This is a genomic window from Nonomuraea sp. NPDC049480 (assembly GCF_044465905.1).
Lineage (GTDB): Bacteria > Actinomycetota > Actinomycetes > Streptosporangiales > Streptosporangiaceae > Nonomuraea.
In genome coordinates, this window is record NZ_JBITMD010000001.1 from 1,067,099 (window position 1) to 1,090,887 (window position 23,789).

Annotated in this window: 21 protein-coding genes; 10 read left to right on the forward strand and 11 right to left on the reverse strand. The window is 71.2% G+C overall.

What is annotated here, in order from left to right:
• Positions 1-5 precede the first annotated feature (5 nt).
• A complete protein-coding gene (guaA, locus tag ACIBX3_RS04970) occupies positions 6-1,553 on the reverse strand; it encodes a glutamine-hydrolyzing GMP synthase (protein ID WP_397113176.1) in 1,548 nt (515 codons plus the stop codon).
• A 97-nt stretch (positions 1,554-1,650) separates the two neighbouring features.
• Here guaA and ACIBX3_RS04975 point away from each other — a divergent pair, with 97 nt between their 5' ends.
• Positions 1,651-2,673: a hypothetical protein gene (locus tag ACIBX3_RS04975; protein ID WP_397113178.1), complete on the forward strand. Its 1,023-nt coding sequence runs from the start codon at positions 1,651-1,653 to the stop codon at positions 2,671-2,673.
• On the opposite strand, the gene ACIBX3_RS04980 is transcribed toward ACIBX3_RS04975, so the two are convergent.
• Together ACIBX3_RS04980 and ACIBX3_RS04985 are read right to left on the reverse strand one after the other, a co-directional pair.
• A complete protein-coding gene (locus ACIBX3_RS04980; RefSeq protein ID WP_397113180.1) occupies positions 2,664-3,485 on the reverse strand; it encodes an SDR family NAD(P)-dependent oxidoreductase in 822 nt (273 codons plus the stop codon). The two genes, ACIBX3_RS04975 and ACIBX3_RS04980, sit on opposite strands and share 10 nt — an antisense overlap.
• Before the next feature lie 41 nt (positions 3,486-3,526).
• Positions 3,527-5,035 carry a DUF885 family protein gene (locus ACIBX3_RS04985; protein WP_397113182.1) on the reverse strand — a complete coding sequence of 503 codons (1,509 nt, stop codon included), beginning with the start codon at positions 5,033-5,035 and terminating at the stop codon, positions 3,527-3,529.
• Positions 5,036-5,112: 77 nt separating this feature from the next.
• On the opposite strand from ACIBX3_RS04985, the gene ACIBX3_RS04990 reads away from it, so the two are divergent.
• Positions 5,113-5,868, forward strand: a complete 756-nt coding sequence (locus tag ACIBX3_RS04990) for an N-acetyltransferase (protein WP_397113184.1) — start codon at positions 5,113-5,115, stop codon at positions 5,866-5,868.
• 9 nt (positions 5,869-5,877) lie between these two features.
• Here the strand turns inward: ACIBX3_RS04990 and ACIBX3_RS04995 are convergent, their stop codons facing one another.
• Complete coding sequence (locus ACIBX3_RS04995) at positions 5,878-6,936, reverse strand: PLP-dependent cysteine synthase family protein (protein WP_397113186.1); 1,059 nt, start codon at positions 6,934-6,936, stop codon at positions 5,878-5,880.
• Between the two features lie 63 nt (positions 6,937-6,999).
• Entirely contained in the window at positions 7,000-8,505 is a 1,506-nt protein-coding gene (locus tag ACIBX3_RS05000; RefSeq protein ID WP_397113188.1) for a succinic semialdehyde dehydrogenase, read from the reverse strand.
• Between the two features lie 124 nt (positions 8,506-8,629).
• On the opposite strand from ACIBX3_RS05000, the gene ACIBX3_RS05005 reads away from it, so the two are divergent.
• The 3 genes from ACIBX3_RS05005 to ACIBX3_RS05015 all read left to right on the forward strand — a co-directional run bounded on the left by ACIBX3_RS05005 (position 8,630) and on the right by ACIBX3_RS05015 (position 14,057).
• Positions 8,630-10,726 carry a protein kinase gene (locus ACIBX3_RS05005; protein ID WP_397113190.1) on the forward strand — a complete coding sequence of 699 codons (2,097 nt, stop codon included), beginning with the start codon at positions 8,630-8,632 and terminating at the stop codon, positions 10,724-10,726.
• 31 nt (positions 10,727-10,757) lie between these two features.
• Positions 10,758-12,692 carry a beta-propeller domain-containing protein gene (locus ACIBX3_RS05010; RefSeq protein WP_397113192.1) on the forward strand — a complete coding sequence of 645 codons (1,935 nt, stop codon included), beginning with the start codon at positions 10,758-10,760 and terminating at the stop codon, positions 12,690-12,692.
• Between the two features lie 117 nt (positions 12,693-12,809).
• A complete protein-coding gene (locus ACIBX3_RS05015) occupies positions 12,810-14,057 on the forward strand; it encodes a S8 family serine peptidase (protein WP_397113194.1) in 1,248 nt (415 codons plus the stop codon).
• 72 nt (positions 14,058-14,129) lie between these two features.
• Here ACIBX3_RS05015 and ACIBX3_RS05020 read toward each other — a convergent pair whose 3' ends face one another.
• Together ACIBX3_RS05020 and ACIBX3_RS05025 are read right to left on the reverse strand one after the other, a co-directional pair.
• Positions 14,130-15,866 carry a glycerol-3-phosphate dehydrogenase/oxidase gene (locus ACIBX3_RS05020; protein ID WP_397113196.1) on the reverse strand — a complete coding sequence of 579 codons (1,737 nt, stop codon included), beginning with the start codon at positions 15,864-15,866 and terminating at the stop codon, positions 14,130-14,132.
• Between the two features lie 58 nt (positions 15,867-15,924).
• Positions 15,925-16,695, reverse strand: coding sequence for a DeoR/GlpR family DNA-binding transcription regulator (locus ACIBX3_RS05025; RefSeq protein WP_397113198.1), 771 nt, complete (start codon positions 16,693-16,695; stop codon positions 15,925-15,927).
• Between the two features lie 193 nt (positions 16,696-16,888).
• Here ACIBX3_RS05025 and ACIBX3_RS05030 point away from each other — a divergent pair, with 193 nt between their 5' ends.
• The 4 genes from ACIBX3_RS05030 to ACIBX3_RS05045 are packed head-to-tail and all read left to right on the forward strand — an operon-like array spanning position 16,889 to position 20,667.
• On the forward strand, positions 16,889-17,761 hold the full coding sequence (locus ACIBX3_RS05030) for an SIS domain-containing protein (protein WP_397113200.1): 873 nt from the start codon (positions 16,889-16,891) through the stop codon (positions 17,759-17,761).
• Positions 17,758-18,894 carry an N-acetylglucosamine-6-phosphate deacetylase gene (nagA, locus tag ACIBX3_RS05035; RefSeq protein WP_397113202.1) on the forward strand — a complete coding sequence of 379 codons (1,137 nt, stop codon included), beginning with the start codon at positions 17,758-17,760 and terminating at the stop codon, positions 18,892-18,894. The genes ACIBX3_RS05030 and nagA overlap by 4 nt, the downstream gene beginning before the upstream one ends.
• Positions 18,891-19,832 carry a 1-phosphofructokinase family hexose kinase gene (locus ACIBX3_RS05040; protein WP_397113204.1) on the forward strand — a complete coding sequence of 314 codons (942 nt, stop codon included), beginning with the start codon at positions 18,891-18,893 and terminating at the stop codon, positions 19,830-19,832. Before nagA ends, ACIBX3_RS05040 begins: the two co-directional genes overlap by 4 nt.
• Before the next feature lie 10 nt (positions 19,833-19,842).
• Positions 19,843-20,667, forward strand: coding sequence for a ketose-bisphosphate aldolase (locus ACIBX3_RS05045; protein WP_397113206.1), 825 nt, complete (start codon positions 19,843-19,845; stop codon positions 20,665-20,667).
• Here ACIBX3_RS05045 and ACIBX3_RS05050 read toward each other — a convergent pair.
• From ACIBX3_RS05050 to ACIBX3_RS05060, 3 genes are read right to left on the reverse strand one after another with little or no spacing between them, the layout of a single operon-like run.
• Positions 20,657-21,091 (reverse strand): GNAT family N-acetyltransferase, encoded by a 435-nt coding sequence (locus ACIBX3_RS05050; protein ID WP_397113208.1) that lies wholly within the window; start codon positions 21,089-21,091, stop codon positions 20,657-20,659. The two genes, ACIBX3_RS05045 and ACIBX3_RS05050, sit on opposite strands and share 11 nt — an antisense overlap.
• Positions 21,088-21,864, reverse strand: a complete 777-nt coding sequence (locus tag ACIBX3_RS05055; protein WP_397113209.1) for a phosphotransferase family protein — start codon at positions 21,862-21,864, stop codon at positions 21,088-21,090. Before ACIBX3_RS05055 ends, ACIBX3_RS05050 begins: the two co-directional genes overlap by 4 nt.
• Before the next feature lie 9 nt (positions 21,865-21,873).
• Positions 21,874-22,446 (reverse strand): TetR/AcrR family transcriptional regulator, encoded by a 573-nt coding sequence (locus ACIBX3_RS05060; protein ID WP_397113210.1) that lies wholly within the window; start codon positions 22,444-22,446, stop codon positions 21,874-21,876.
• A 74-nt stretch (positions 22,447-22,520) separates the two neighbouring features.
• Here ACIBX3_RS05060 and ACIBX3_RS05065 point away from each other — a divergent pair, with 74 nt between their 5' ends.
• Positions 22,521-23,087 carry a dihydrofolate reductase family protein gene (locus ACIBX3_RS05065; RefSeq protein ID WP_397113211.1) on the forward strand — a complete coding sequence of 189 codons (567 nt, stop codon included), beginning with the start codon at positions 22,521-22,523 and terminating at the stop codon, positions 23,085-23,087.
• Positions 23,088-23,092: 5 nt separating this feature from the next.
• Here the strand turns inward: ACIBX3_RS05065 and ACIBX3_RS05070 are convergent, their stop codons facing one another.
• The gene (locus ACIBX3_RS05070) at positions 23,093-23,776 is read right to left on the reverse strand and encodes an SDR family NAD(P)-dependent oxidoreductase (protein ID WP_397113213.1); all 684 of its coding nucleotides are present in this window, start codon (positions 23,774-23,776) and stop codon (positions 23,093-23,095) included.
• Positions 23,777-23,789 lie beyond the last annotated feature (13 nt).

Below are 23,789 nucleotides of genomic sequence, written 5' to 3' on the forward strand. Positions count from 1 at the left end.
TGACGTCACTCCCACTCGATGGTGCCCGGGGGCTTGCTCGTCACGTCGACCACCACGCGGTTGATCTCCCGGACCTCGTTCGTGATCCGGGTCGAGATGCGCGACAGCACGTCGTACGGCACCCGCGCCCAGTCCGCCGTCATCGCGTCCTCCGACGTGACCGGCCGCAGGACCACCGGGTGGCCGTACGTACGTCCGTCCCCCTGCACCCCCACCGACCGCACGTCGGCCAGCAGCACCACCGGGCACTGCCAGATCTGCCGGTCGAGGCCGGCGCGCGAGAGCTCCTCGCGGGCGATCGCGTCGGCCTCCCGCAGCAGCTCCAGGCGCTCGCGGGTCACCTCGCCGACGATGCGGATGCCGAGGCCGGGACCGGGGAACGGCTGCCGCCAGACCATGGCGGCGGGCAGGCCGAGCTCCTCGCCCGCGCGCCGCACCTCGTCCTTGAACAGCGCGCGCAGCGGCTCCACCAGCTTGAACTGCAGATCCTCCGGCAGGCCGCCGACGTTGTGGTGGGACTTGATGTTGGCGGTGCCGGTGCCGCCACCCGACTCGACCACGTCGGGGTAGAGCGTGCCCTGGACCAGGAACTCCACGGGGCCGTCGGCCATGATGGCGCGCTGCTCGTCCTCGAAGACGCGGATGAACTCGCGGCCGATGATCTTGCGCTTCTCCTCCGGGTCGGTGACGCCGTCCAGCGCCTTCAGGAAGCGGTCGGAGGCGTCGACCACGCGCAGCTTCACGCCCGTGGCGGCCACGAAGTCACGCTCGACCTGCTCGGCCTCGCCCTTGCGCAGCAGGCCGTGGTCGACGAAGACGCAGGTCAGGCGGTCGCCGATGGCACGCTGGACGATCGCGGCGGCCACCGCGGAGTCGACGCCGCCGGACAGGGCGCAGATGGCCCTGCCGTCGCCGACCTGGCGGCGTACGGTCTCGACGGACTCCTCCACGATGTTGAGCATGGTCCAGGTCGGGCGGCAGCCGGCCGCGTCGAGGAAGTGCTTGAGCACCGTCTGGCCGTGCTCGGAGTGCAGGACCTCCGGGTGGAACTGCACACCGTAGAGCCCGCGCTCGACGTGCTCGAAGGCGGCGACCGGCGTCTCGCGGGTCGAGGCGGTCACCGTGAAGCCCTCGGGCGCGGCGGCGACGCTGTCGCCGTGCGACATCCAGACCTTCTGGGCGGTGGGCAGGCCGGCGAAGATGACGCCCTCGTCGAGCACTTCGAGCGCGGTGCCGCCGTATTCGGCGACGCCCGTGCGGGCCACCTTGCCGCCCAGCGCCTGGGCCATGGCCTGGAAGCCGTAGCAGATGCCGAACGTGGGCACGCCCGTCGAGAACAGCCCCTGCGGCACAGGCGGCGCGCCCTCGGCGTAGACCGAGGAGGGGCCGCCGGACAGGATGATCGCCTTGGGATTCTTGGCCATCATCTCGTCGACCGGCATCGTCGACGGCACGATCTCGGAGTAGACGTGGCACTCGCGCACCCGCCTGGCGATGAGCTGCGCATACTGCGCGCCGAAGTCGACCACCAGAACTGTGTCGAATTCAGACACCGTGAGAACCCCCCAAAGGCGAAATGCGGTGCCCTCAGTCTATCGGTCCCGGATATTACGCCTGGCCTGGCACGGGGACTCGTGCTAACACAGAACAATGGATCTTGTCTGGCCGGTGGCCGTGTGGGCTCTGTGGATCGCCACGCTGGCCGCAGCCTTCGAGGTGTCCAGCCGCGAGCGGCCACCGAAGACGGCTCCCGCGCAGGACGCGCCCCAGCCTGTGGTCGACCTCCTGCGTGGCATGCGGGCGCAGGAGGTGTTCCATTCGGCGCTGTTAGAGCTGGCCGGGCGCGGGTGGGCGAAGGTCGAGGGCGACCGCCTGTCCCTCCGGAGCGCAGGAGCTCGCGACGAGAGAGCGAGGGACGCGCCGGCGAGGAGCGACGCGGGCGCGACCATGAGCACGCCGCCACGCGCGGATCCGCTGCTGCCGTACGAGCGGTGGGTGCTGGAACGGGTGGCCGCCCGGATGGCGGGGGCATCGTACGCGCCGGTCATCGCCCTCATGCCGGAGGGCGCCGACCTCGAGAGCGAGTTCATGCCACTGGTCCGGCAGTGCGCCATCGATCTCGGCCTGGCGCGGCGGCGCTGGTCCACCATGATCGTGCCGGTGCTCCTGGCGGCCGCGCTCGTCATCCCCTGGTACGCCACCGTCTCCCGGGCCGGCGCGTCGTGGGCCGGGGGGATCGCGTCGCTGGTCGCGTTCGTGGCGGGGGTGAGCCTGCTCATGGGCGGCCGGGGGTTCCTGCTGACCGCCCGCGGCCGGGAACTCGCCGGGCCGGAGGCCGCGCCGATGAACCCGCGCCAGGAGTGGATCTTCACGGGCAGCGGCTGGCGCGGCGTGGAGGTCGAGCCCGCCGGGGCCGGGCCTGGCGGTCCCAAACGGCAGGAGGTCACCGGGCACGTGGTGAAACGGTGGTACGACATCGAGTCGAGCGGCGAGACCGGGTCACGGCGCCTCTACTACATCGCGCTGCACGACGGCAGCTCGGAGAAGGCCACGGCGTTCCGCGTGGAGCAGGGGCTCTACACGGACGTGCTGCCGGGCGACGCGGTACGGCTGCTGGTCAAACCGCGCAGCGGCGCCGTGGTCAGGGTCCTGGCCCACGAGCGTCACTGGTAGGACGGCAGGTCCCCGGTCAGCAGGGTCTCGGTCTGCAGGCGCAGGCGGGTGGCGTACTTGGGGTCGGTCAGCACCAGGAACCGCTCCTCGCGGATGGCGTCCACGACCAGGTCGGCCACCTCGGACGGCTCGATCCCGGACTCGGCCAGCCTGCTGACCTGGTCGAGCGAGTCCACCTCGTCCTGGCTGGGGGTGGTGAGCAGGCCGGGAGGGCGTACGCGGGCCGAGTCGGCGATCCGCGTCCTGACCGCGCCCGGGCAGAGCGCGGTCACGCGGAGCTTGGCGCCCGCGGCGGCCAGGTCCTGGGCGAGCGCCAGGGAGGTGGCCAGCGCGGCGTGCTTGCTGACCGTGTACGCGCCCGACCCCGGCGCGGCGAACAGCCCCGCCACCGACACCGTGTTGACGACGTGCCCTTCGGTGTCCTGCTCGATCATGCGCGGCACGAACGTGTGGATCCCGTGCAGCACGCCCCACAGGTTGACCCCCAGCACCCAGGCGAAGTCCGCCTCGCTGCGGGTCCACATGTGGCCGCCCTGGTAGACGCCGGCGTTGTTGCACAGCACGTGCACGGCGCCGAGCTCGCCGAAGCAGCGGTTGGCCAGGTGGGCGACGGCCGACGCGTCGGACACGTCGGTGATCTGCGTGAGCACCTTGCCGTCGCCGGCGAGCGCGGCCGTCTCCGCGAGCCCGCCGTAGTCGACGTCGGCGACCATCAACGTCATGCCCTCGGCCGCGAACCGCAGGGCCATGGCCCGGCCGATGCCGCTGGCCGCGCCCGTCACCACCGCCACCTTGTCAGCGAGCTCGCGCACGTGATCGACGCTACAGGATCTCGCTGATCAGTCCCAGTGGCCTACAGGATCGCGTTGATCAGTCCCAGGGGCGGCGAACCGAGATCGAGCAGCGCCGTGTGAAAGCGCCGCAGGGTGAAGCCCGCAGAGGGCCTCCTTGCCCGTCCCCACTCCTTGCGCGCCCGCTCACGCAGGTCGAGGATGAGCAGCTTGCCCCAGGTGTAGCGGCCGTACGTCGGGTCGAACGTGGCCCGCCGCGCCTCCGACAGCGCCGCCGGGCCCGCCAGATGCGTGTCGGACTCGAAGCGCCTGGCACCGTCCTCGACCGTCAGCTGCCCGGTGTGCACGCCGATCGCGCAGGCCAGCCGGGTGACGCGGATCAGCGCCTCCACCCACACGCCGATCTCGAAGCGCGGGTCCCCGGGCTCGAATCCCTCCTCGACGCACAGCTCCTCGGCGTAGTGCGCCCACCCCTCGATGAACGCCATCGACTGCAGCAGCCGCCGCACGTCCGACGGCGCCCGGCGCAGCGCGCGGGCATGCGAGAAGTGCCCGGGGGCGACCTCGTGAACGTTGATCGCCGGCAGCGTCGTGTAGCTGAAGACCTCCAGCCACTCCTCCTGGTCCTGCTCGGGCCAGGAAGGGTCGGGCGGCGTGATGTGGTACCAGGACGGGCCTTCTGGTTCGCCGGGCGAGTTCCACGCCATCATGGCCATCGCCCAGCGGCGGGACTCGGGCGCCAGGCCGACCAGGCACTCACCGTCGTGGTACGGGACGAGGTCCTTCTCGCGGGTGAAGGCGATGGCCTTCTCGGTCCCGGCCCGGGCCGCCTCGATCACGCCGTCCGCGCTGGGGTGGTCCCTGACCAGCTCCCGTACGACGTCCAGCGGCGGCCCGGAGCGCCCCAGCTTGGCGCAGGACTCGGCGAGCAGTGTCATGAGCCGGTCGCGCTCGGCGTCGGCCCGCTCGGCCAGCCGCCCCAGGTCCACCGGCAGTCCCTCGGCCGTGCCCATGAGCGCGGCCAGCGCGTCGCCGCCGAGCGCGGCGTCGGGCTCGCCCTCGGCCGCGGCTCGTTCGAGATGGGAGACGAGCCTGGCGTGCGCCTGCAGCGCGGGTTCGTCCTCGATCCCGGCCGCCAGGCCCTTCGCCGCGCCGATCAGCGACTTCGCGACGGGCGCGCTGACCTGGTCGAGCGAGGCGATCGAGGCGTCCACGGCGTCCGGCCAGAGCGCGAGGTGGGCCGCCTTGGCCGCGGCGCGCTCTTCCTCGGGGCCGTAGTCGCGGTCGTAGCAGGCGAGATCGAGGTTGGACAGGTGGACCATCGGGTTCTTGCGGTGCAGCTCCAGCTCCCCGAACTGGAAGCGCAAGGTCTGCTCGAACACCCGCAGGTGCTCGGCGTCGTGCGGGTCTGCCGGCGCGGCCCCCTCTCCGAGCCGCGCCAGCCCGGCACGCACACCGTCGGGTGACAAGTCCTGGATCTGGCCGTCGTACTCGTGCCTGCCGCCGCCCTCGCGTGCCTCGGCCACGATGAGGTCGGCGACCGCACGCAGCCTGGGGTCAAGTTCCGTCATGCCGCCGACGCTAGCGCACGGCTTTGCACCGATAAATCTTGCGCTTCCCGGCAAATCATGATGTGAGAATGCTCGGCATGGCCCTCCAGATCACGACCCTCGCCGAGCGCCCGGAACTCGGATCGGTGCTGTGGAACATGGACCACACGTGGCCCCAGTTCATGCTCAACGACCCGATCGCCGACCTCTTCTACGCGATCGCCGACACGATCTACCCCGAGTACGTGCTGGTGGCCGACGACGACGGCGAGCCCGGGCGGCTGGTGGCCCGGGCCTGCATGATCCCGTACCGGGCGGACGGCGCCGAGCTGCCCGACGACGGATGGGACGGCGTGATCCGGCGGGGCTGGCTGGCGCGCGAACGCGGCGAGCGGCCCGACGCCGTCTCGGCCCTGGAGATCAGCGTCCGCCGCGACCTGCAGGGCAAAGGTCTCTCGTCCATCATGCTGGGGGCGATGCGGGACCATGCCGCCCGCCTCGGCTTCGACGAGCTCGTCGCACCCGTCCGGCCCAACAGGAAACATCTCGAACCGCGCACCCCCATGACCGAGTACGCCTACCGCACCCGCGAAGACGGCCTGCCCCACGACGCGTGGCTGCGGGTGCACGTACGGGCGGGCGGGAAGATCGTCAAGGTGGCGCCGCGGTCCATGGTGGTCGCGGGGACGCCGGCGGAGTGGCGGAAGTGGACCGGCCTGCCGTTCGACCGCACGGGGGTCGTCGAGGTGCCCGGCGCGCTCAGCCCGGTGCACTGCCACGTGGAGCACGACTACGCCGTGTACGTGGAGCCGAACGTCTGGGTCAGCCACCCGTTGAGGCCGCTCCCGGCGTGACGCCCCTGCTCAAACGCTGGTCCGGCGGCGCAGCTCGTCCGCGTGCCGCCCGACGTCCAGGCCTTTGCCGGCCGCCCACACGTCGTCGTGGTACGTCTTCAGATGCCGGTCGGCCGCGTCGCCGATCAGCGAGACCACGGTGCCCGTCTCTCCCTTGGCCCGCATGCGCTCGACCAGCTCCAGCGCCGCCCAGAGCGCGGTGCCCGATGAGCCGCCCACCGGCAGGCCGGTGACCTCCCTGATGTGCCGGGCCGCCGCCACACCGGCCGCGTCCGGCACGGGGATGACCAGGTCGACGAGGTCGGGGTGGAAACCAGGCTCGATGCGCGGCCGTCCGATGCCCTCGATCCGGGAGGGCATGCCGGTCGCGTAGTCAGGGGTGTCGAGTGTCCAACCCGGGAAATACGCCGAATTATCAGGATCCGCCACCGCCACCCGACACCGCCACTCCCCACCGCCCGCCACCACCCGCCCGTGCGCAGCCGCCGCCGGCCCTCGGGCAACGCCCGAAGCGGGGCGGCCGTCAGCGGCATGGGAGCGTAGCCACTGGCCGAGGGTGGCGGAGGTGGCGCCTGTGGCGGCCCCCGTCACCACCCAGTCGGGCCGTACCTGCGCAAACAGCTCCTCCGCCAGGTCGTGATGGGCCGCGCGCCCGAACTGGTCGAGGAAGTGCCCGTCGATCCGGCGAGCCGCGTCGTAGATCGCCGGCGGCGGCGTCACGAACCTGCACTCCCCGCCCAGCTCCTCCACCGCCCGCGCCCGCGCCTCGCTGCGCTCCCCCGGCATGACCACGATGTACGGCAACCCGAGCCGTCGCGCGAACCACGCCTGTGCCACGGCCGCGTTGCCCCCGGTGGCCTCCACCACGGTCGTGCCCTCCGTGACCAGCCCGTCCAGGATGGCCTGGCGGAACAGCGCCCTGGCGTGCCGATGCCGCAGGCTCCCGGTCGGCTGCGCGGACTCGTCCTTCAGCAGCAGCCGGATGCCGGGACCCGGCACCGGGAAGTCGATCAGCGGGGTCGGCGGCCCCGCCGCCAGCACGTCCAGCGCTCGCGCGTTCCAGCTCACCGCACCACCCTGCCAGGCGCGGGGCAGGAAGGCCGCACCCGTTCGCCACGGGCGAGCAGCAGCTCATTTCAGCCGCAGCCGCCGCATCGTCTTCAGCGTGCCGACCAGCACGTCCGCCCACTTCTCGTACGGCAGCCCGGACGGCGGCTCGAAGCCCAGCCAACTCGCCTGCGTGGCCACGGTCTTGGCCTCGGTGTAGCGCAGCAGACCCTCCGCGCCGTGCCGGCGGCCGAGGCCGGAGGCCTTCATGCCGCCCATGGGCGCGTCGTAGGAGGCGTACGCGGAGCCGTACCCCTCGTTGATGTTGACGGTGCCGGCCTTGACGCGGACGGCGAGCGCGCGGCCGCGCGCGAGGCTGGAGGTCCAGATGGAGGCGTTGAGCCCGTAGATCGTGTCGTTGGCCAGCTCCACCACCTCGTCCTCGGCGGCGAACGGGTAGAGCGCCACCACCGGCCCGAAGGTCTCGTTGCGGCACAGCTCCATGTCGTCGGTGACACCGGTGAGCACGGTCGGCTCGTAGAAGAGCGGGCCGAGGTCGGGCCTGGTCTTGCCACCGGCCAGCAACGTGGCCCCCTTGGCGAGGGCGTCCTCGACGTGCGCGGCGACCGCGTCGAGCTGGCGCTGCGAGGTGAGCGAGCCCATCTGGACCGACCAGTCGTGGCCGGGGCCGAGCTTGAGGTTCTTGACCTGTTTGACGAAGCGGCGGGCGAAGTCGTCGAAGACCGACTCGTGCACGTACAGCCGCTCGATCGACAGGCAGAGCTGGCCGGCGTTGGTGAAGCAGGCGCGCAGCGCGCCCTGTACGGCCAGGTCCAGGTCGGCGTCGTCGAGCACCACCATCGGGTTCTTGCCGCCGAGCTCCAGCGAGCAGCCGATGAGCCGTTTGGCCGCCTCCTCGGCGATCTTCCTGCCGCCGCGCGTGGAGCCGGTGAAGGCCACGTAGTCGGCGTGGTCGAGCAGCGCGTCGCCGATGTCGGCGGGCTCACCCAGCACGACCTGCCAGATCTCGCGCGGCATGCCCAGCTCGGCCAGCAGATCGATGGTCCACAGCGTGGACATGGCGGTCTGCGTGTCCGGCTTGTGCACGATCGCGTTGCCGGCCAGCAGCGCGGGCACCGCGTCGGTGACACCGAGCGAGAGCGGGTAGTTCCACGGGGAGATCAGCGCGACCACGCCCTTGGGCTGGCGCAGCTCGGCCACGCGGGTGGCGAAGGGGAAGATGCCCTTGCGTCCGCGCGGGGCGAGCAGGCCGGGCGCGCGGCGGGCGTAGTAGAGGCTGCAGCCCGCGACGTCCAGCACCTCTTCGAGGGCGTGCTTGCGGGCCTTGCCGGTCTCGTCCTGGACGATGTCCAGGATCTCGTCCCGCCGGTCGAGTATCGCGTCGTGCAGCAGAAGGAACGGTTCGGCTCGCGCCGCGGCGGGTCTCGCCGCCCACGCGATCTGGGCGGCCCTCGCCTTCTCGTACGCCCGACGTACGTCGTCTACGTCGGAAATGGGCAGCTCGGCCATGGTTTCACCGGTGAAGGGGGCAATGATGCCCTGTGTCCTGCCGCTGGACGTCACGTGCATGGCAGAAGGATATTCCGCTTGGCTACCGGCGGGTAGTTTTTGCGGATTCGCCCCATAGCGACAGAATCCCTTCATGGCATCCTTCGCTCCGCTACGACCCGGAGATCCACAGCGACTGGGGGGCATGGATCTCCTCGGCCGGCTCGGCGAGGGCGGCCAGGGCGTCGTCTACCTTGCCAAAGATCGGGCGGGAGCACAGGTCGCGATCAAGTGGCTGCGGCCCGACCTGTCGGGCGACCAGGTGAGCGTCGAACGGTTCCTGCGCGAGGTCCAGGTGGCCCAGCAGGTGGCGCCGTTCTGCACCGCCGCGGTCCTGGGCACGGGCGTCGAGCAGGACCGGCCGTACATCATCAGCGAGTACATCGAGGGGCCCTCGCTACAGCGGGTCGTGCAGGAGGAGGGTCCGCGCACGGGGACCGTCCTGCACCGGCTGGCCATCGGCACCGCCACCGCGCTGGCCGCCATCCACCAGGCCGGGATCGTGCACCGCGACTTCAAGCCGGCCAACGTGATCATCGGCGCGGACGGGCCGCGAGTGATCGACTTCGGCATCGCCCGGGCGTTGAACGCCACCTCGACGATCAGCAGCATGGTCGTGGGGACGCCGTCGTACATGCCGCCCGAGCAGATCATGGGGCATGCCGTCGGGCCGGCCGCGGACATGTTCGCGTGGGCGAGCGCGATGGTGTTCGCCGCGTCGGGGCGGGCGCCGTTCGGCAGCGACACGATGCCCGCGGTGATCAACCGGGTGCTCAACCAGCAGCCGGACATCGGCGTCCTGGATGGGACGCTGCGTGAGGTGGTGGCCGCCTGTCTCAACAAGGATCCGGCGCAACGGCCCACCGCCGAGCAGGTGATCATGCGCCTGCTGCAGCACCCGGCGCCGAACACCGGCATCCTGGCGCAGGCCGCCGCCGAGGCGGCCCCGCAGCCGCCGTTCGCGCCGCCGTCCGGCCCGTATCCGGGCCCGCAGTCCGGCCCGGTCCACCATTCCGGGCCTGTTCCTCACGCCGCTCCGGTCGCGCACTCGGGGCAGGTCCCGCCGCCCCCACCGCAGCAGTGGCAGCAGCCGCCCCCGCCGTACGGGCAGCCCACGTACCCCAGCATGTACGGGCAGCAGCCGAAGAAGAGCAAGGCCCCGCTGATCGCCGGCATCGCGGTGGCGGTCGCGTTGCTCATGCTGGCCGGGGTGGTCGTGATCATACAGCTCGACAGGTCGGCGGTCGTGACGCAGCCGACGCTCACGCCGGGGAGGACCCGCACCGACACCAGGCCCAGCCCGTCCGCGACCCAGGCGGCCGTGCCGAGGACGGGCACCAAGAAGACGCTTCCCGGCGGGGGCATCTCGCTGTACGAGAACCCCTCCGACGCCATCGTCCTGACCTCCTACGAGATCTACAACAAGGCCAAGGACGACTGGATCGACTACGCCAGAGGCTCGCTGCGCGGCGCGTTCACCAAGTACGCCGGCAACTGGGAGTCCGTGGTCTCGCCCGACGGCCGCCATCTGGCCAGCAGGGGCAGGAAATACAGCCAGGACAACTACGACTTCATCGTCCTCACCGACCGGGAGTCCGGCGACCGTACGACGATCAAGACCGTCAAGGAGCCGCTGATCAGCAGCATCAGGGCGTGGTCGAAGGACGGCTCGAAGATCCTGCTCAACATCGAGCGGAAGGTGAGCGGCGACAAGTGGGTCTATCTGGGCTTCGTCATCATCGACGTGGCCGCGAAGGAGGCCACCACGGTCAACGTGAGCGACTCCTCCGTCCGCGACACGCCCTTCGGCTTCGACGGCGAGGACGAGGGCACGGTCAACATCTACGGTGACGAGAAGAACCGCGGCCTGCGCTTCTTCGACACCCAGGGCAAGGCCACGCGCTCGGCGAACAAGATCGGCACGCTGTCCGCCGGCACGCAGGACATCTTCTCGCCCTCCGGCAAGACGTTCGTCACCAACTGTCCCAACGGCGGCGACGGCGACCATTGCATCTGGGACTCCGCCTCCGGCGACCGCGTGCGCAGGTTCTCCTCCGACTGCGACAAGGTGCTCGGCTTCTACGACGAGAACCACCTCTACTGCTGGGAACAGGACAACGGCGTCAACGACGAGATCCAGGTGGCCGACTTCTCCGGCAAGCTGGTGCGCAAGCTGGTGGAGTCGCCGGACAGCGTGGGCTTCAGTCCCGCTTTCACCGTCAACCCGCAACGGGGCTCCTGAACCAACCGGCCCGGGCAGCCGTGTTGAGGTCATGAAGACGCTGATCCGTACAGCCGTGACCGCCGCCGCGCTGGCGACGGTGACGGCCGCCTGCACCGCCACCGTGGAGGACCCGGCGCCGCCCCCCAAGAAGGCCCCGCTCGGCGCCGTACGCCTGGTGTCCTACACCGGTTGCGACGATCTGCTGGCGGGACTGCGCGAGCAGGCCGCGAAGAACGTCACCGCGTACGGATTCGGCCACGCGACGCCGATGGCCCGGACGGTGGAAGACTCGGCGTCGATGACCCCGAACGCCAAGGCGGACACGCCCGAGCACTCCACGACCAACGTGCACGAGGCCGGCGTGGACGAGCCGGACCTGGTCAAGACCGACGGCAACCGGGTGATCACGGTCACCGGCGGCACCCTCCGGGTCATCGACACCGCGACGCGGAAGGTCACCTCCACGCTCAAGCTGGCCGAGGGCGACGAGCGTGTCTTCGCCCCCGCCGACCTGCTGCTGTCCGGCAATCGGGCGCTGGTGTTGTTCCGCGGCTACGGCGACGTGATGTACAAGACCATCGCGCCCCCGGGCGACACCAGGTACGTGCTGGTCGACCTGGCCGGCGAGCCCAAGGTCCTGGGCACGGTCAAGCCCCAGGGCACGTACGTGGACGCCAGGATGGTCGGCTCCACGGTCAGGATCGTGACGCGCAACCAGCCGGAGATCACGTTCCCGCAACCCAAGGAAGGCGCCTCCGAGGCCGAGCAGATCAAGTCGAACCAGGCGACGGTGCGCAAGGCGCCGGTCGACGCCTGGCTGCCCAAGATCGAGATCACCGACGCGGCCGGCTCGGTCAGGAAGGACGCGCTCAAGTGCGAGCGGGTGAGCCACCCCGCCGACTACACCGGCACCTCGCTCCTGACCGTCCACACCCTCGACCTCGCGCAGGGCCTCACCACAGCGGGCACCGACCCGATCGCTCTCGCGGCCGACGGCGACATCGTGTACGGCACCGGCGCCAGCCTGTACGTGGCCAGCAACCCGCGCTGGTGGTGGCCCATGCCGATGCCGATCGAGGACACACCGGACGTCCCGCCGGCCGATGACCCGACCCCCGACGAGCCCAGGCCCACCCCCACGATCCCGCCGGAGGAGACCGAGATCCACCGGTTCGACGTCGCCAAGCCGGGACCGCCCGCCTACGTGGCCTCGGGCAAGGTCAACGGGCGGCTGCTGAACCAGTACTCGTTGTCGGAGCACGACGGCCACCTCCGCGTCGCCACCACGCTCAGCTCCGCCGACGGCAGGAGCAGCTCCAGCACCGTCCACGTGCTCAAGGCCGACACCATGGCGAAGACCGGCGAGGTCGGCGGCCTGGGCCAGGGCGAGCGCATCTACTCGGTGCGCTTCATCGGCCCGATCGGCTACTGCGTGACGTTCAAGCAGGTCGACCCGCTCTACACGCTCGACCTGCGCGACCCGGCGGCGCCCAAGGTGACCGGCGAGCTGAAGATCACCGGCTATTCGGCGTACCTGCACCCCGGCGGCGAGGGCCGGCTGATCGGGATCGGCCAGGAGGCCAGCGAGAAAGGCAGGACGCTCGGCACCCAGGTCTCGTTGTTCGACGTCAGCGACCCCGCCAGCCCGCGGCGGCTGTCGCAGCTGTTCCAGAAGGACTCGGGGTCGGAGGCCGAGTGGGACCCGCACGCGTTCCTCTACTGGCCGAAGACCGGGCTGTCGGTGATCCCGCTGACCCAGCAGAACAAGTCGGGCGCGATGGTGCTCAAGATCGATGACTCGGGCGTGTCGAAGCTGGGCATGATCAAGCATCCGACGCAGAAGCAGCCGGGCGACTACGTGTACCAGCCCGGCATCCAGCGCTCGATCCTCATCGGGGACTCGATCTGGACGCTCTCCCAGGAAGGCGTCCAGGTCAACGATGCCGCGACGCTCGCCTCACAAGCCTGGATCCCACTCCGTTAACCCGCCCTCCCGCCCTGGAGAGCGCCGCTTCGTAGCGGAGCGGCGCTCTCGTTTGTGGACTTTTCCCGACATTTGATGAAAGCTTTACTGACAGCTTCATGTCGAGAAAGGGCCTTCATGCGGTCATTCACCCCCCTGCTCGCATTGCTCGCCGGCGTGCTGGCATTACCCATGACGCCACTGCCCGTCACCGCCGCCGCACCGGACGGCACGTACATCGTCCAGCTCAACCCGTCGATGCGCGCGCCCCGCGGCGCGGCCCAGGACCAGGTGTCCCAGCACGGCGGCGAGCTCGTCGGCGTGTACGAGCACGCCTTCAAGGGCTACACCGCCCGCCTGAGCGCGGCCGCCGCCGAGCAGCTCAAGAAGAACCCCAACGTGCTCAGCGTGGAGCCCGACGCCGAGGTCACCGCCTTCCCGCAGACCACGCCCACCGGCGTCCGGCGGATCTTCGGCCCCGACAACCCGAACCTGGACATCGACGGCGCCGACGACGTACGCGTCGACGTGGACGTCGCGGTCGTTGACACCGGCGTCGACCAGACCCACCCCGATCTGAACGTGGTCGCGCGGGCCAACTGCCTGACCGGCGCCTGCCTGAACAACTCCGGCACCGACGACAACGGCCACGGCTCCCACGTCGCGGGCACCGTCGGCGCGCTCGACAACGCCATCGGCCCGGTCGGCGTCGCGCCCGGCGCCCGCATCCTCGGCGTGAAGGTGCTCAACGCGGCGGGCTCGGGCACCCTGTCCGGCATCGCCGCCGGGATCAACTGGGTGGTGCAGCGCGCCTCCACCATCGAGGTCATCAACCTGAGCCTGGGCTGCAACGGCTGCTCCAGCAGCGCGATCAGCACCGCGATCACGAACGCGACCAACGCCGGCATCGTGGTCGTCGTGGCCGCGGGCAACAGCCACGTGAACACCTCGACGTTCTTCCCCGCCAACCACCCCGATGTAGTCACCGTCTCGGCGCTGACCGACAACGACGGCCTGCCCGGCGGCGCCGGCGGCAGCACGCTGTCGTGCCGCAGCGAGAGCGACCAGGACGACACCTCGGCGTTCTACTCGAACTTCGGCGCCACCGTGGAGATCACCGCACCGGGGACCTGCATCTACTCGACGTGGCGGAACGGCGGCTACAACACCATCAGCGGCACCTCGATGGCCGCCCCGCACGTGGCCGGCGCGGCCGGCATCCTCACCTCGGGCACCGGCAAGCCGACGACCAGGGCGGGCGCGCTGGCCGTGCGGAGCACGCTGATCGCGACCGGCAACGCCAACTGGACCGACGACTCTGGCGACGGCGTCAAGGAGCCGCTGCTCGACGTGCACGACGCCACGCAGTACCCGCCTGCGCGGTGACCGTCGGCGGGCGGCCTCCGGGCCGCCCGCCGGCTCGCGGGCGACGCCGGGACGTCTGCCGCGACGGTTCACTCATGTGCGATCCGGTACGACGACCGGGACGATCTCCGGCGCGCCCAGCCTGATCGCATCCGCCTCCTGGTCGGAGTCCTGCTCCTGGGAGCGGCGCTCGGCCTCCACGCGCTTGGTGAAGTATTCGACCTCCCTCTTGACCTGCTCGCCGTCCCAGTCGAGCGGCCCGGCCAGCAACTCGGCGGCCTCCTGCGCCACGGCCAGGCCGCGGTGGAAGGTCTCGATGGAGATGTGCGTACGCCGGGTCAGCACGTCGTTGAGGTGCCGGGCGCCCTCGTGGGTGGCGGCGTAGACGATCTCGGCGCGCAGGTAGTCGTCGGCCCCGGTCAGCGGCCTGGCCAGCGACGGGTCGCGCTCGATCAGCCCCAGCACCTCGTCGATCAGCGTGCCGTAGCGCTGGAGCAGGTGTTCGATCCTGGCCACGTGAAGGGACGAGCTCCGCGCGAGCCGGTGCCTGGAGTTCCACAGCGCCTGGTAGCCCTCGGCGCCGACGAGCGGGACGCGGTCGGTGCACGAGGGCGGCACCCGCTGGTCCAGCCCGTGCACCACGGCGTCCACGGCGTCGCGCGCCATGACCCGGTAGGTTGTGTACTTCCCTCCGGCGATCATCACCAGGCCCGGCACCGGGTGCGCCACCACGTGTTCCCTGGACAGCTTGGAGGTCTCGTCGGACTCGCCCGACAGCAGCGGCCGCAGCCCCGCGTAGACGCCCTCGACGTCGTCGCGCGTCAGGGGCACCGACAGCACGGCGTTGACGTGGTCGAGCAGGTAGTCGATGTCCACCCGGGAGGCGGCGGGGTGGGACTTGTCGAGCGTCCACTCGGTGTCGGTGGTGCCGATGATCCAGTGGCGGCCCCAGGGGATCACGAACAGCACCGACTTCTCGGTACGCAGAATGATCCCGGTCAGCGAGTGGATCCGGTCACGCGGCACGACCAGGTGGATGCCCTTGGAGGCGCGTACGTGGATCTGCCCGCGGCCGCCCACCAGCTCCTGGATGTCGTCGGTCCACACGCCGGTGGCGTTGACCACCTGCCGGGCGCGCACCTCCAGCTCGTCGCCGCACTCCAGGTCGCGCACCCGTACGCCGGTGACCCGCTCGCCCTCCCGCAGGAACCCGACGACCTGCGACCGCGGCGCGATGTGGGCGCCGTACGTGGCGGCCGTGCGCAGCGTGGTCATCACGTAGCGGGCGTCGTCCACCTGGGCGTCCCAGTATTGGACGGCGCCGGTGAAGGCGGTCTTCTTCAGTGCCGGGGCCAGCCGCAGCGCCCGCGCCCTGGACAGGTGCCGATGGCCCGGCACGCCGCGGGTGACGCCGGAGGCGAAGCCGAGCGTGTCGTAGAGCGCGACCCCGGCGCCCACGTACGGCCGCTCCCAGCCGTAGTGCGTCATCGGGAAGAGGAACGGCACCGGCCTGACCAGATGCGGCGCGATGCGCTGCAGCAGCAGGGAGCGCTCCTGCAGCGCCTCGCGCACCAGCTCGAAGTTGAGCTGCTCCAGATAGCGCAGGCCGCCGTGGATGAGCTTGGAGGAGCGGGAGGACGTGCCTGAGGCGAAGTCCCTGGCCTCGACCAGGGCGACGTCGAGGCCGCGGGTCACGGCGTCGAGCGCGATCCCCGCCCCGACGACGCCGCCGCCGACCACCACCACGTCGAGCTCCCGGGCGGCCATGCTCTCCAGTGCCGCGGCACGCTCCGCGGGCCCGAGCCGGGCCACGCTCCTTCCCGACGTCATAGCTCCCCCTGGGATGGCCCTATCGTCTGCGTTTCATTACGTACCCACGTCAACGCCGTCAGGCGCGTATGACCTTGATCCCCACGTCGCTCAACTGCCCGGCGAGGGCGTCGGAGAGCTGGGAGTCGGTGACCAGCGTATCGATCTCGGCGATGGGACAGATGCGGGAGAACGCCCGCTTGCCGATCTTGGAGGAGTCGGCCACCACGACCACCTGCGCGGCGCGGCTGATCAGCAGGTGGTTGACGCTGGCCTCGCCCTCGTGGTGCGCCGACGCGCCCAGCTCCACGTCCAGCCCGTCCACGCCCAGGAACGCCACGTCGAGCGTCACCTGCTCCAGCACGCCGGACGCCAACGGCCCGATGAGCTCGTACGACTGCTGCCTGGCCACCCCGCCGGTCACCACGATCTTGACGTGCCGGCGGACGGTGAGCTCGGCGGCGATGTTGAGCGCGTTCGTGACGATCGTGAAGCCGCTCTCCAGCGTGGCCAGCGTGGCCAGCGTGCGGGCCAGCTCTGAGGTGGTCGTGCCGCCGTTGAGTCCCACCACGGCGCCCGGCGTGACCAGGCCGGCGGCCGCGGCGGCGATGCGGTGCTTCTCGTCGGCGTGCCTGGCCGTCTTGTAACGCAGTGGCAGGTCGTAGCTCACGCTCTGCGCGACCGCGCCACCCCGCGTCCGCATGAGCATCTGCTGCTGGGCCAGCTGGTCGAAGTCCCGCCGGATCGTCGCGGTGGAGACGTCGAGCGCCTGGGCGGCCTCCTCGACCGTCAGCCTGCCCTCCTGGCTCAGCAGCTCGAGGATGGCGTTCCAGCGGTCGTAGCGGGACACGAAGGCCTCCCAGCGGATGTAGTCGGAACAGTGTCCAATTGCCGAGCTCCGCTCAGAAGGCTGCGATGGATGTCCTCGCTTCGCTGCGGATCCAACACAGAGTGGCACACCAGTGAGACTAGAGCCACAACTGCACAATGCTGCGCCGTTGTGGTATGAAAACAACAGAAACAATCAATCATGGGAGGCATGGGTGACCACCCACACCGAGGACGAGATCGCGTCCCAGCCCGCGTGCTGGCGGCGGGCCGTCGAGAGCGTCCCCACCGGCTCGCTGCCGCGCGAGGGCGAGCGGGTCGCCGTCGTCGGGTGCGGCACGTCGTGGTTCATCGCGATGGCGTACGCGGCCCTGCGCGAGCGGGCCGGGCATGGCGAGACCGACGCCTTCGCCGCCTCCGAGTTCCCCGCCGGCCGCCGCTACGACCGCGTGCTGGCGCTCAGCCGCTCCGGCACCACCACCGAGGTGCTGGAGCTGCTGTCCAGGATCACCACGAAGAGCACGGCCATCACCGCCGACCCCAAGACCCCGATCATGACGGCCGCCGGCGAGGTCATCGTGCTCGACTACGCCGACGAGCGGTCGGTCGTGCAGACCAGGTTCGCCACCACGCAGCTCGCCATGCTGCGCGCCGGCCTCGGCGAGGACCTCACCCGGGCCATCGCGGACGCCGAGGAGGCAGTGGCCGCGCCGCTGCCCCGCAAGCTGGTCGAGGCCGAGCAGTTCAGCTTCCTCGGCACCGGCTGGTCGGTGGGCCTGGCGCAGGAGGCGGCGCTGAAGATGCGCGAGGCGTCCCGGTCGTGGACGGAGGCCTACCCGGCGATGGAATACCGCCACGGTCCGATCAGCATCGCCGCCCCCGGCCGCGTCACCTGGATGCTCGGCGCCGCGCCCGACGGCTTGCGGACGCAGGTCGAGGAGACCGGCGCGACGTTCCACGAGACCGGGCTCGACCCCATGGCCGAGCTGATCCGCGCCCAGCGGGTGGCCGTCGCCCGGGCCTTCGCCCGAGGGTTGAACCCCGATGAGCCCGTTCACCTCACGCGATCTGTGATTCTTTCTTCATGAGCCTTACTCTCGCCGACGCCAGGATCGTGACTCCCGAGGGAGTGCACCAGGGGTGGCTGACCATAGAAGACGGCCGCATCACGCATGTCGGCCAGGGATCCGCTCCCGGCGCGGGCCACAGCGTGGGCGGGCGGCACGTCGTCCCCGGCTTCGTCGACATCCACAACCACGGCGGCGCGGGCGGCTCCTTCCCCACCGGCGAGCAGGACCGCGCCCGCGACGCGGTGGCGCTGCACCGGCGCCACGGCACCACGACCACCATGGCCAGCCTGGTCACCGACTCGCTCGACGGGCTGACCCGCGCCGCGTCCGCGCTGGCGGAGCTCTGCGACGAGGGGCTCCTGGCGGGGATCCACTTCGAGGGCCCGTACATCGCGCGCAGCCGGTGCGGCGCGCACGACCCCACGATGTTGCGCGAGCCGTCGCCGGCGGAGTTCGCGGGGCTGCTGAAGGCCGGGCACGGGCACGTGCGCATGCTCACCATCGCGGCCGAGCTACCCGGCGCGCTCGACACGATCCGCCTGGCCGTGGCGGAGGGCGTGATCGCCGCCATCGGGCACAGCGACGCCGACTACGACCAGACGATCGCCGCGATCGAGGCGGGTGCCAGCGTGGCCACGCACCTCTACAACGCGATGCCGCCGCTCGGGCACCGGGCGCCCGGACCCGTGGCCGCGCTGCTGGACGACGAGCGGGTGACGGTCGAGCTGATCAACGACGGGGTGCACGTGCATCCGGCCATGCTGCGGCTGGCGTACGAGGTGGCGGGTCCGGGCAGGACCGTGCTGATCAGCGACGCGATGTCGGCCGCGGGGCTGGGCGACGGCGACTACGTGCTCGGCCCCATGCGCGTACGCGTGGACGACGGCGTGGCCCGGCTGGTCGAGGGCGGCTCCATCGCCGGCTCCACGCTGACCATGGACGTCGCCTTCCGCCGCGCCGTCCAGGAGGTCGGCATGTCGTTGCCCGACGCCGTCCAGGTCGCCTCGCTGACGCCCGCGCGGGTGCTGGGCCTGGCCGACCGGATCGGCTCGATCGCCGTCGGCAAGGCGGCCGACCTGGTGGTGCTCTCCGACTCCCTGGAGGTGGACGGGGTCATGAAGGACGGCGTCTGGGTCACGGAGCCCCGATGATCCTCACCGTGACGCTCAACCTGGCGCTCGACGTGACCTACGAGGTGCCCGCCGTCGACTGGGACGGGGTCAACCGGGTCGGCGCCGTGCACCGGCGCGCGGGCGGCAAGGGCGTCAACGTGGCCCGCGTGCTGGCCGCGCTCGGGCAGGAGGTGCTGGTCACCGGCCTGGCTGGCGGGCCGACCGGGCGGGCGATCGAGGAGGACCTGCGGGCGGCGGGCCTGCCGGCCGCCCTGTGCGCCATCGCCGCCGACTCCCGCACCACCCTGGCCGTCTGCGAAACCGGGGACACCCGTGCGACGCCGGGGCCCCAAGAGACACCAGCCCCGCGCGGTACGGCCGGGATCCGGCGCACGGCGCTGTTCAACGAGCCCGGCCCGCAGGTGACGCCCGACGAGCTGGCGGACTTCGTCCGGCGCTACACAGCCCTGGCGTCCGGCGCCGACGTCGTGGTCCTCTCGGGCAGCCTGCCGCGCGGCGTACCCGCCGACATCTACGCCACCCTCGCGGACCTGGCCGGCGCACCCGTGATCGTGGACGCCGACGGCGACCCGCTGCGCCACGCCCCCAAGGGCCGCCCCACGGTCGTCAAGCCCAACGCGGAGGAGCTGGCCAGAGCGTTCCCTGGCGGCGAGGGAGCGGAGGCGCTGCGCAGCCGGGGCGCCGAGGCCGTGGTCGTGTCCATGGGCGCCGACGGGCTGCTGGCCGTCACCGGAGAGGGGACGTTCCGGGCGCGGATGCCGTACACCATCCAGGGCAACCCGACGGGCGCGGGCGACGCGCTCGTCGCGGGCCTGGCGCTGGACCTGGCGCGGCCGTGGCCCGAGCGGCTCAGAAGGGCGGCGGCGCTGGGCGCCGCGGCCGTGGCCGCGCCGGTGGCCGGCGAATTCGACCGCGACGTCTACGCCGCCGTCCATCCGCAGATCGTCATCACGTAAGGAGCAGATCATGCCCCTCGCCGCCATCGGCGACATCGTCCGCCAGTCGCCCGCGGGGGTGGGCGCGTTCAACGTGATCCAGCTGGAGCACGCCAGTGCCATCGTGGCCGGCGCCGAGGCGCTCGGCCTGCCGGTGGTGCTCCAGATCAGCGAAAACTGCGTGCGTTACCACGGCGCGCTGGAGCCGGTCGCGCTGGCGGCGCTCGCCGTCGCCAGGCGGGCCGAGGTGCCGGTCGCCGTCCACCTCGACCACGCCACCGACCGCGCGCTCGTGGAGGAGGCGGTGGAGCTGGGGCTCGGCTCGGTCATGTACGACGCCTCGGCCCTGCCCGACGAGGAGAACGTCCGCGCGACCGCCGAGGTGGCGGCCTGGTGCCACGAGCGCGGCGTGTGGGTCGAGGCCGAGCTGGGCGAGGTCGGCGGCAAGGACGGCGTGCACGCGCCTGGGGCCCGCACCAAGCCGCGTGAGGCGGTCGACTACGTGGCCAGGACCGGCGTGGACGCGCTGGCCGTGGCCGTGGGCACCTCACACGCCATGACCACCAAGGACGCGGTGCTCGACCTGGACCTCATCGCCGAGCTGCGGGCCGCGGTGCCGGTGCCGCTGGTGCTGCACGGCTCGTCGGGGGTGCCTGACGACGTGCTGCGCGAGGCCGTACGGCACGGCATGAAGAAGATCAACATCGCGACGCACCTGAACAAGGCGTTCACCGGCGCCGTGCGCGACTACCTGGACCACGACCAGCGCGTCGTCGACCCCCGCAAGTACGTCAAGGCCGGCCGCGACGCGGTGGCCCGCGAGGTCACGCACCTCCTGGGAGTGCTCACGGGCTGAGCTCCTTGCGCATCATCACGGCGGACCGGCCATGGACCCCCTCCCGGCCGGTCTCGACGTAGCCGAGCGAGGTGTAGAGGGCGATGTTGGAGGCCATCTTGACGTTCGTGTACAGGCGCAACGCGGGCAGCCCCAGCCGGCGTGCCTCCTCCTCGGCGTACGCCATCAGCCCCCGCCCGATCCCCTTGCCATGGCTCTCCGGCCGCACCGCGACGTTGTCCACCAGCAGGACGCCGTCCTCCGGCACGAGCACGATCAGCCCCTGCAGGTCGTCGGTGACGTGCACCCGTCCGGCCGCGATGAGCGCGCCGTAGTCGGCCTCCAGGGGCAACGGCCGCATGCCGATGACCTCGATCCATGGCTCGTAGGCGTCGTGGACCAACCGCTCCACGGCCGACCTGTCCTCGGCTCGCGCCAGTCTCATGCGCCCAATCTTGCCAGCACCCGCTCCACCTGTCGCTCGAAGGTCCCGGGCGGATTGCGGGGGCCCTCGTGCGAGAGCAGGAAGAACCAGATCAGCGTGTGCGCCTTGCGGCACTCGGCCAGCCGCCGCTTCTCGGGCGGGCTCAGCTCGAACCGGTCCGCGATCTCCACCTCGCCCTCCACCCACATCGACACGTGCTCGGCCATCTCCGCCAGCTCGAAGGCCAGGTCGCTGCGCCCAGAGTCCTCGAAGTCGACCCTGCGAACCCGGGCGCCGTCCCACAGGAAGTTCGCCAGGTTGCCGTCGCCGGCCCCGAACACCGGCCGCACCCCCGACTCGCCCGGCGTCCAGTTCTTCAGCCAGCGCAGACCCTCTTTCACGGCCCGGTCCGCCAGCGGGTTTCGCGGCTGCCAGGCCTCGCACCGCTGGAGCACCCAGTCGCAGACCGCCTCGCGCTGCCACGGGCGCACCGGGATGGTCTGGACAACCGGCTGCGGCACCGCCGTGAGGAGTTCGCCGATCGCCTCGGTCAGGGCCGCGGCGTGGGCGGCTCCTACTGACCGCCCGCGCAAGGACACTCCGTCGATCCTGGTCATCGACACCACGCCCGCCTCGAACGCGATCGGCTCCGGCGCCAACCCTGGGGCGTGCTCGGCCAGCAGGTGTAACGCCCGCCATTCGCGCTCCGCGCCGCCCTGTTTGCCGTCCACATACCGTTTGGTGACGATGTCACCGCGGTAGGTCACCTCATGGGTGTGCTGAAGATCGGTCACCAGCGCATGCTAGGGCAGCAGGCGCTCGACGGCGCTGGCCACGAGTTCGTGGATCTCCCCTTCGCCGAACACGTCCGGCAGCGTGAGCCGTTCGACGATCAGCCAGTTCATCGCCAGGTAGAGCAGCACCACGGTGGTGGCGTCGCCGGGGAGGCCCGACTCGAGGTGGTAGCGCACGTTCGCGTCGACGTCGGCGCGGATCCGCTCGGTCAGCACGGCCCGCAGGCCGGGCCGTCTGGTCGCCTCCAGCCGCAGCTCCAGCAGCGCGAGGTAGCCCGAACTGAACGACGAGATCCGATCGACCAGCTCCTTCATGAGCTGCGTGACCCGGTCGCGGTCGCGCGGCCCGGACAGGCTGGCCGCGATCGTGGCGGCGTCCGGCTGCAGCCGCTCGTAGATCCGCCCGCCGGCCTGCGTGAGCAGCTCGTCGCGGCTGGCGAAGTAGTTGGAGGCCGTTCCGGTCGGCACGCCGGCCTGCGCGTCCACGGCCCGGAACGTCAGCCCGCGGGCCCCCTCCGTGGCCAGCACCTCGATCGCGGCATCGACCAGCGCCGCCCGCCTGGCGACATTCTGCCTGACCATTCTTGACACCACTCCATCTGTAGTACTACCTTCGAATCACTCCAGTCATAGTACTTCAAAGGGAGTTGATCAGTATGCGAGAGCTCGTCTACTACGTCGCCATCTCCCTCGACGGCTACATCGCGGGCCCGAACGGTGAGTTCGACTTCTACCCGCTGGGCGACGACATGGCGGCGTACATGAACACCGAATACCCGGAGACCGTCCCCACGTCCGTGCGCGACCGGATCGGCTTCGACGCCCCCAACAAGCGCTTCGACACCGTGATCATGGGCCGCGGCACCTACGAGCCCGGCCTGGCCGACGGCTACACCAGCCCGTACGCCCACCTACGGCAGTACGTCGTCTCCAACACCATCAAGAGCATCGACGACCCGGCCGTGGAGCTGGTGCCGGAGGATCCCCTCGGCCTGGTGCGCCGGCTCAAACAGGAGAACGGCCTGGACATCTACCTGTGCGGCGGCGGCAATCTGGCCGCCCAGCTCCTGCCGGAGATCGACGAAATGGTGATCAAGCTCTACCCCGTGGTGGCCGGAGAGGGCATCTCGGCCTTCTACGGCCAGTTCAGCCCGACGGTCTTCACCCTGACCGGCAGCCGCACGTTCAGCAACGGCGCTCTCATGCTGACCTACACCCGCTAGAACCGTCACCAGGGGACGGGCCGCCCGTCGCGGAAGAAACCGCCGGTCGGCCCGTCGTCCGGCAGGTCCACCGCCCACAGGACGCTCCTCGCCCCCTCGGCGACCGGCCGCCCGCCGGGCCCGCCCATGTCGGTCGCCACCCAGCCGGGGCAGACGGCGTTCACCAGGATCCGGTCGCGACGCAGCTCGGCGGCCAGCATCCTGGTCAGCGCGTTGAGCGCGGCCTTCGACACCCCGTACGCGGGCGTGCCCGCCCCCATGGACGCCAGCGACCCGGCCTCGCTGGAGACGTTCACCACCCGCCCGTGCCGCCCGGCCCGCAGCAGGGGCAGCAGTGCCAGCGTCAGCCGCCACGCCCCCAGCAGGTTGGTCTCCAGGGCCTCCCGGACCACGCCCAGGTCGGCGTCCGAGGCCCGCTGCCAGGTGTCGTAATGGATGGCCGCGTTGTTGATCAGCACGTCCACCCGCTCATGAGAGACGCCTCGGGCGAACGCGTCGACGGACTCCCGATCCGCGACGTCCAGCTGCCGGGGCTCCACCGTCCCGCCCAGCCCGTGGGCCGCCTTCTCCGCCTTGGCCAGGTCCCTGGCGGTCAGCAGCACGGTGTCGCCGGCCCGCGCGAGCTGCCGGGCGACCTCCAGACCGATTCCCCGGTTGGCCCCGGTGACCACGCACACCCGGCCCGCCATCGGCTGCTCCTCA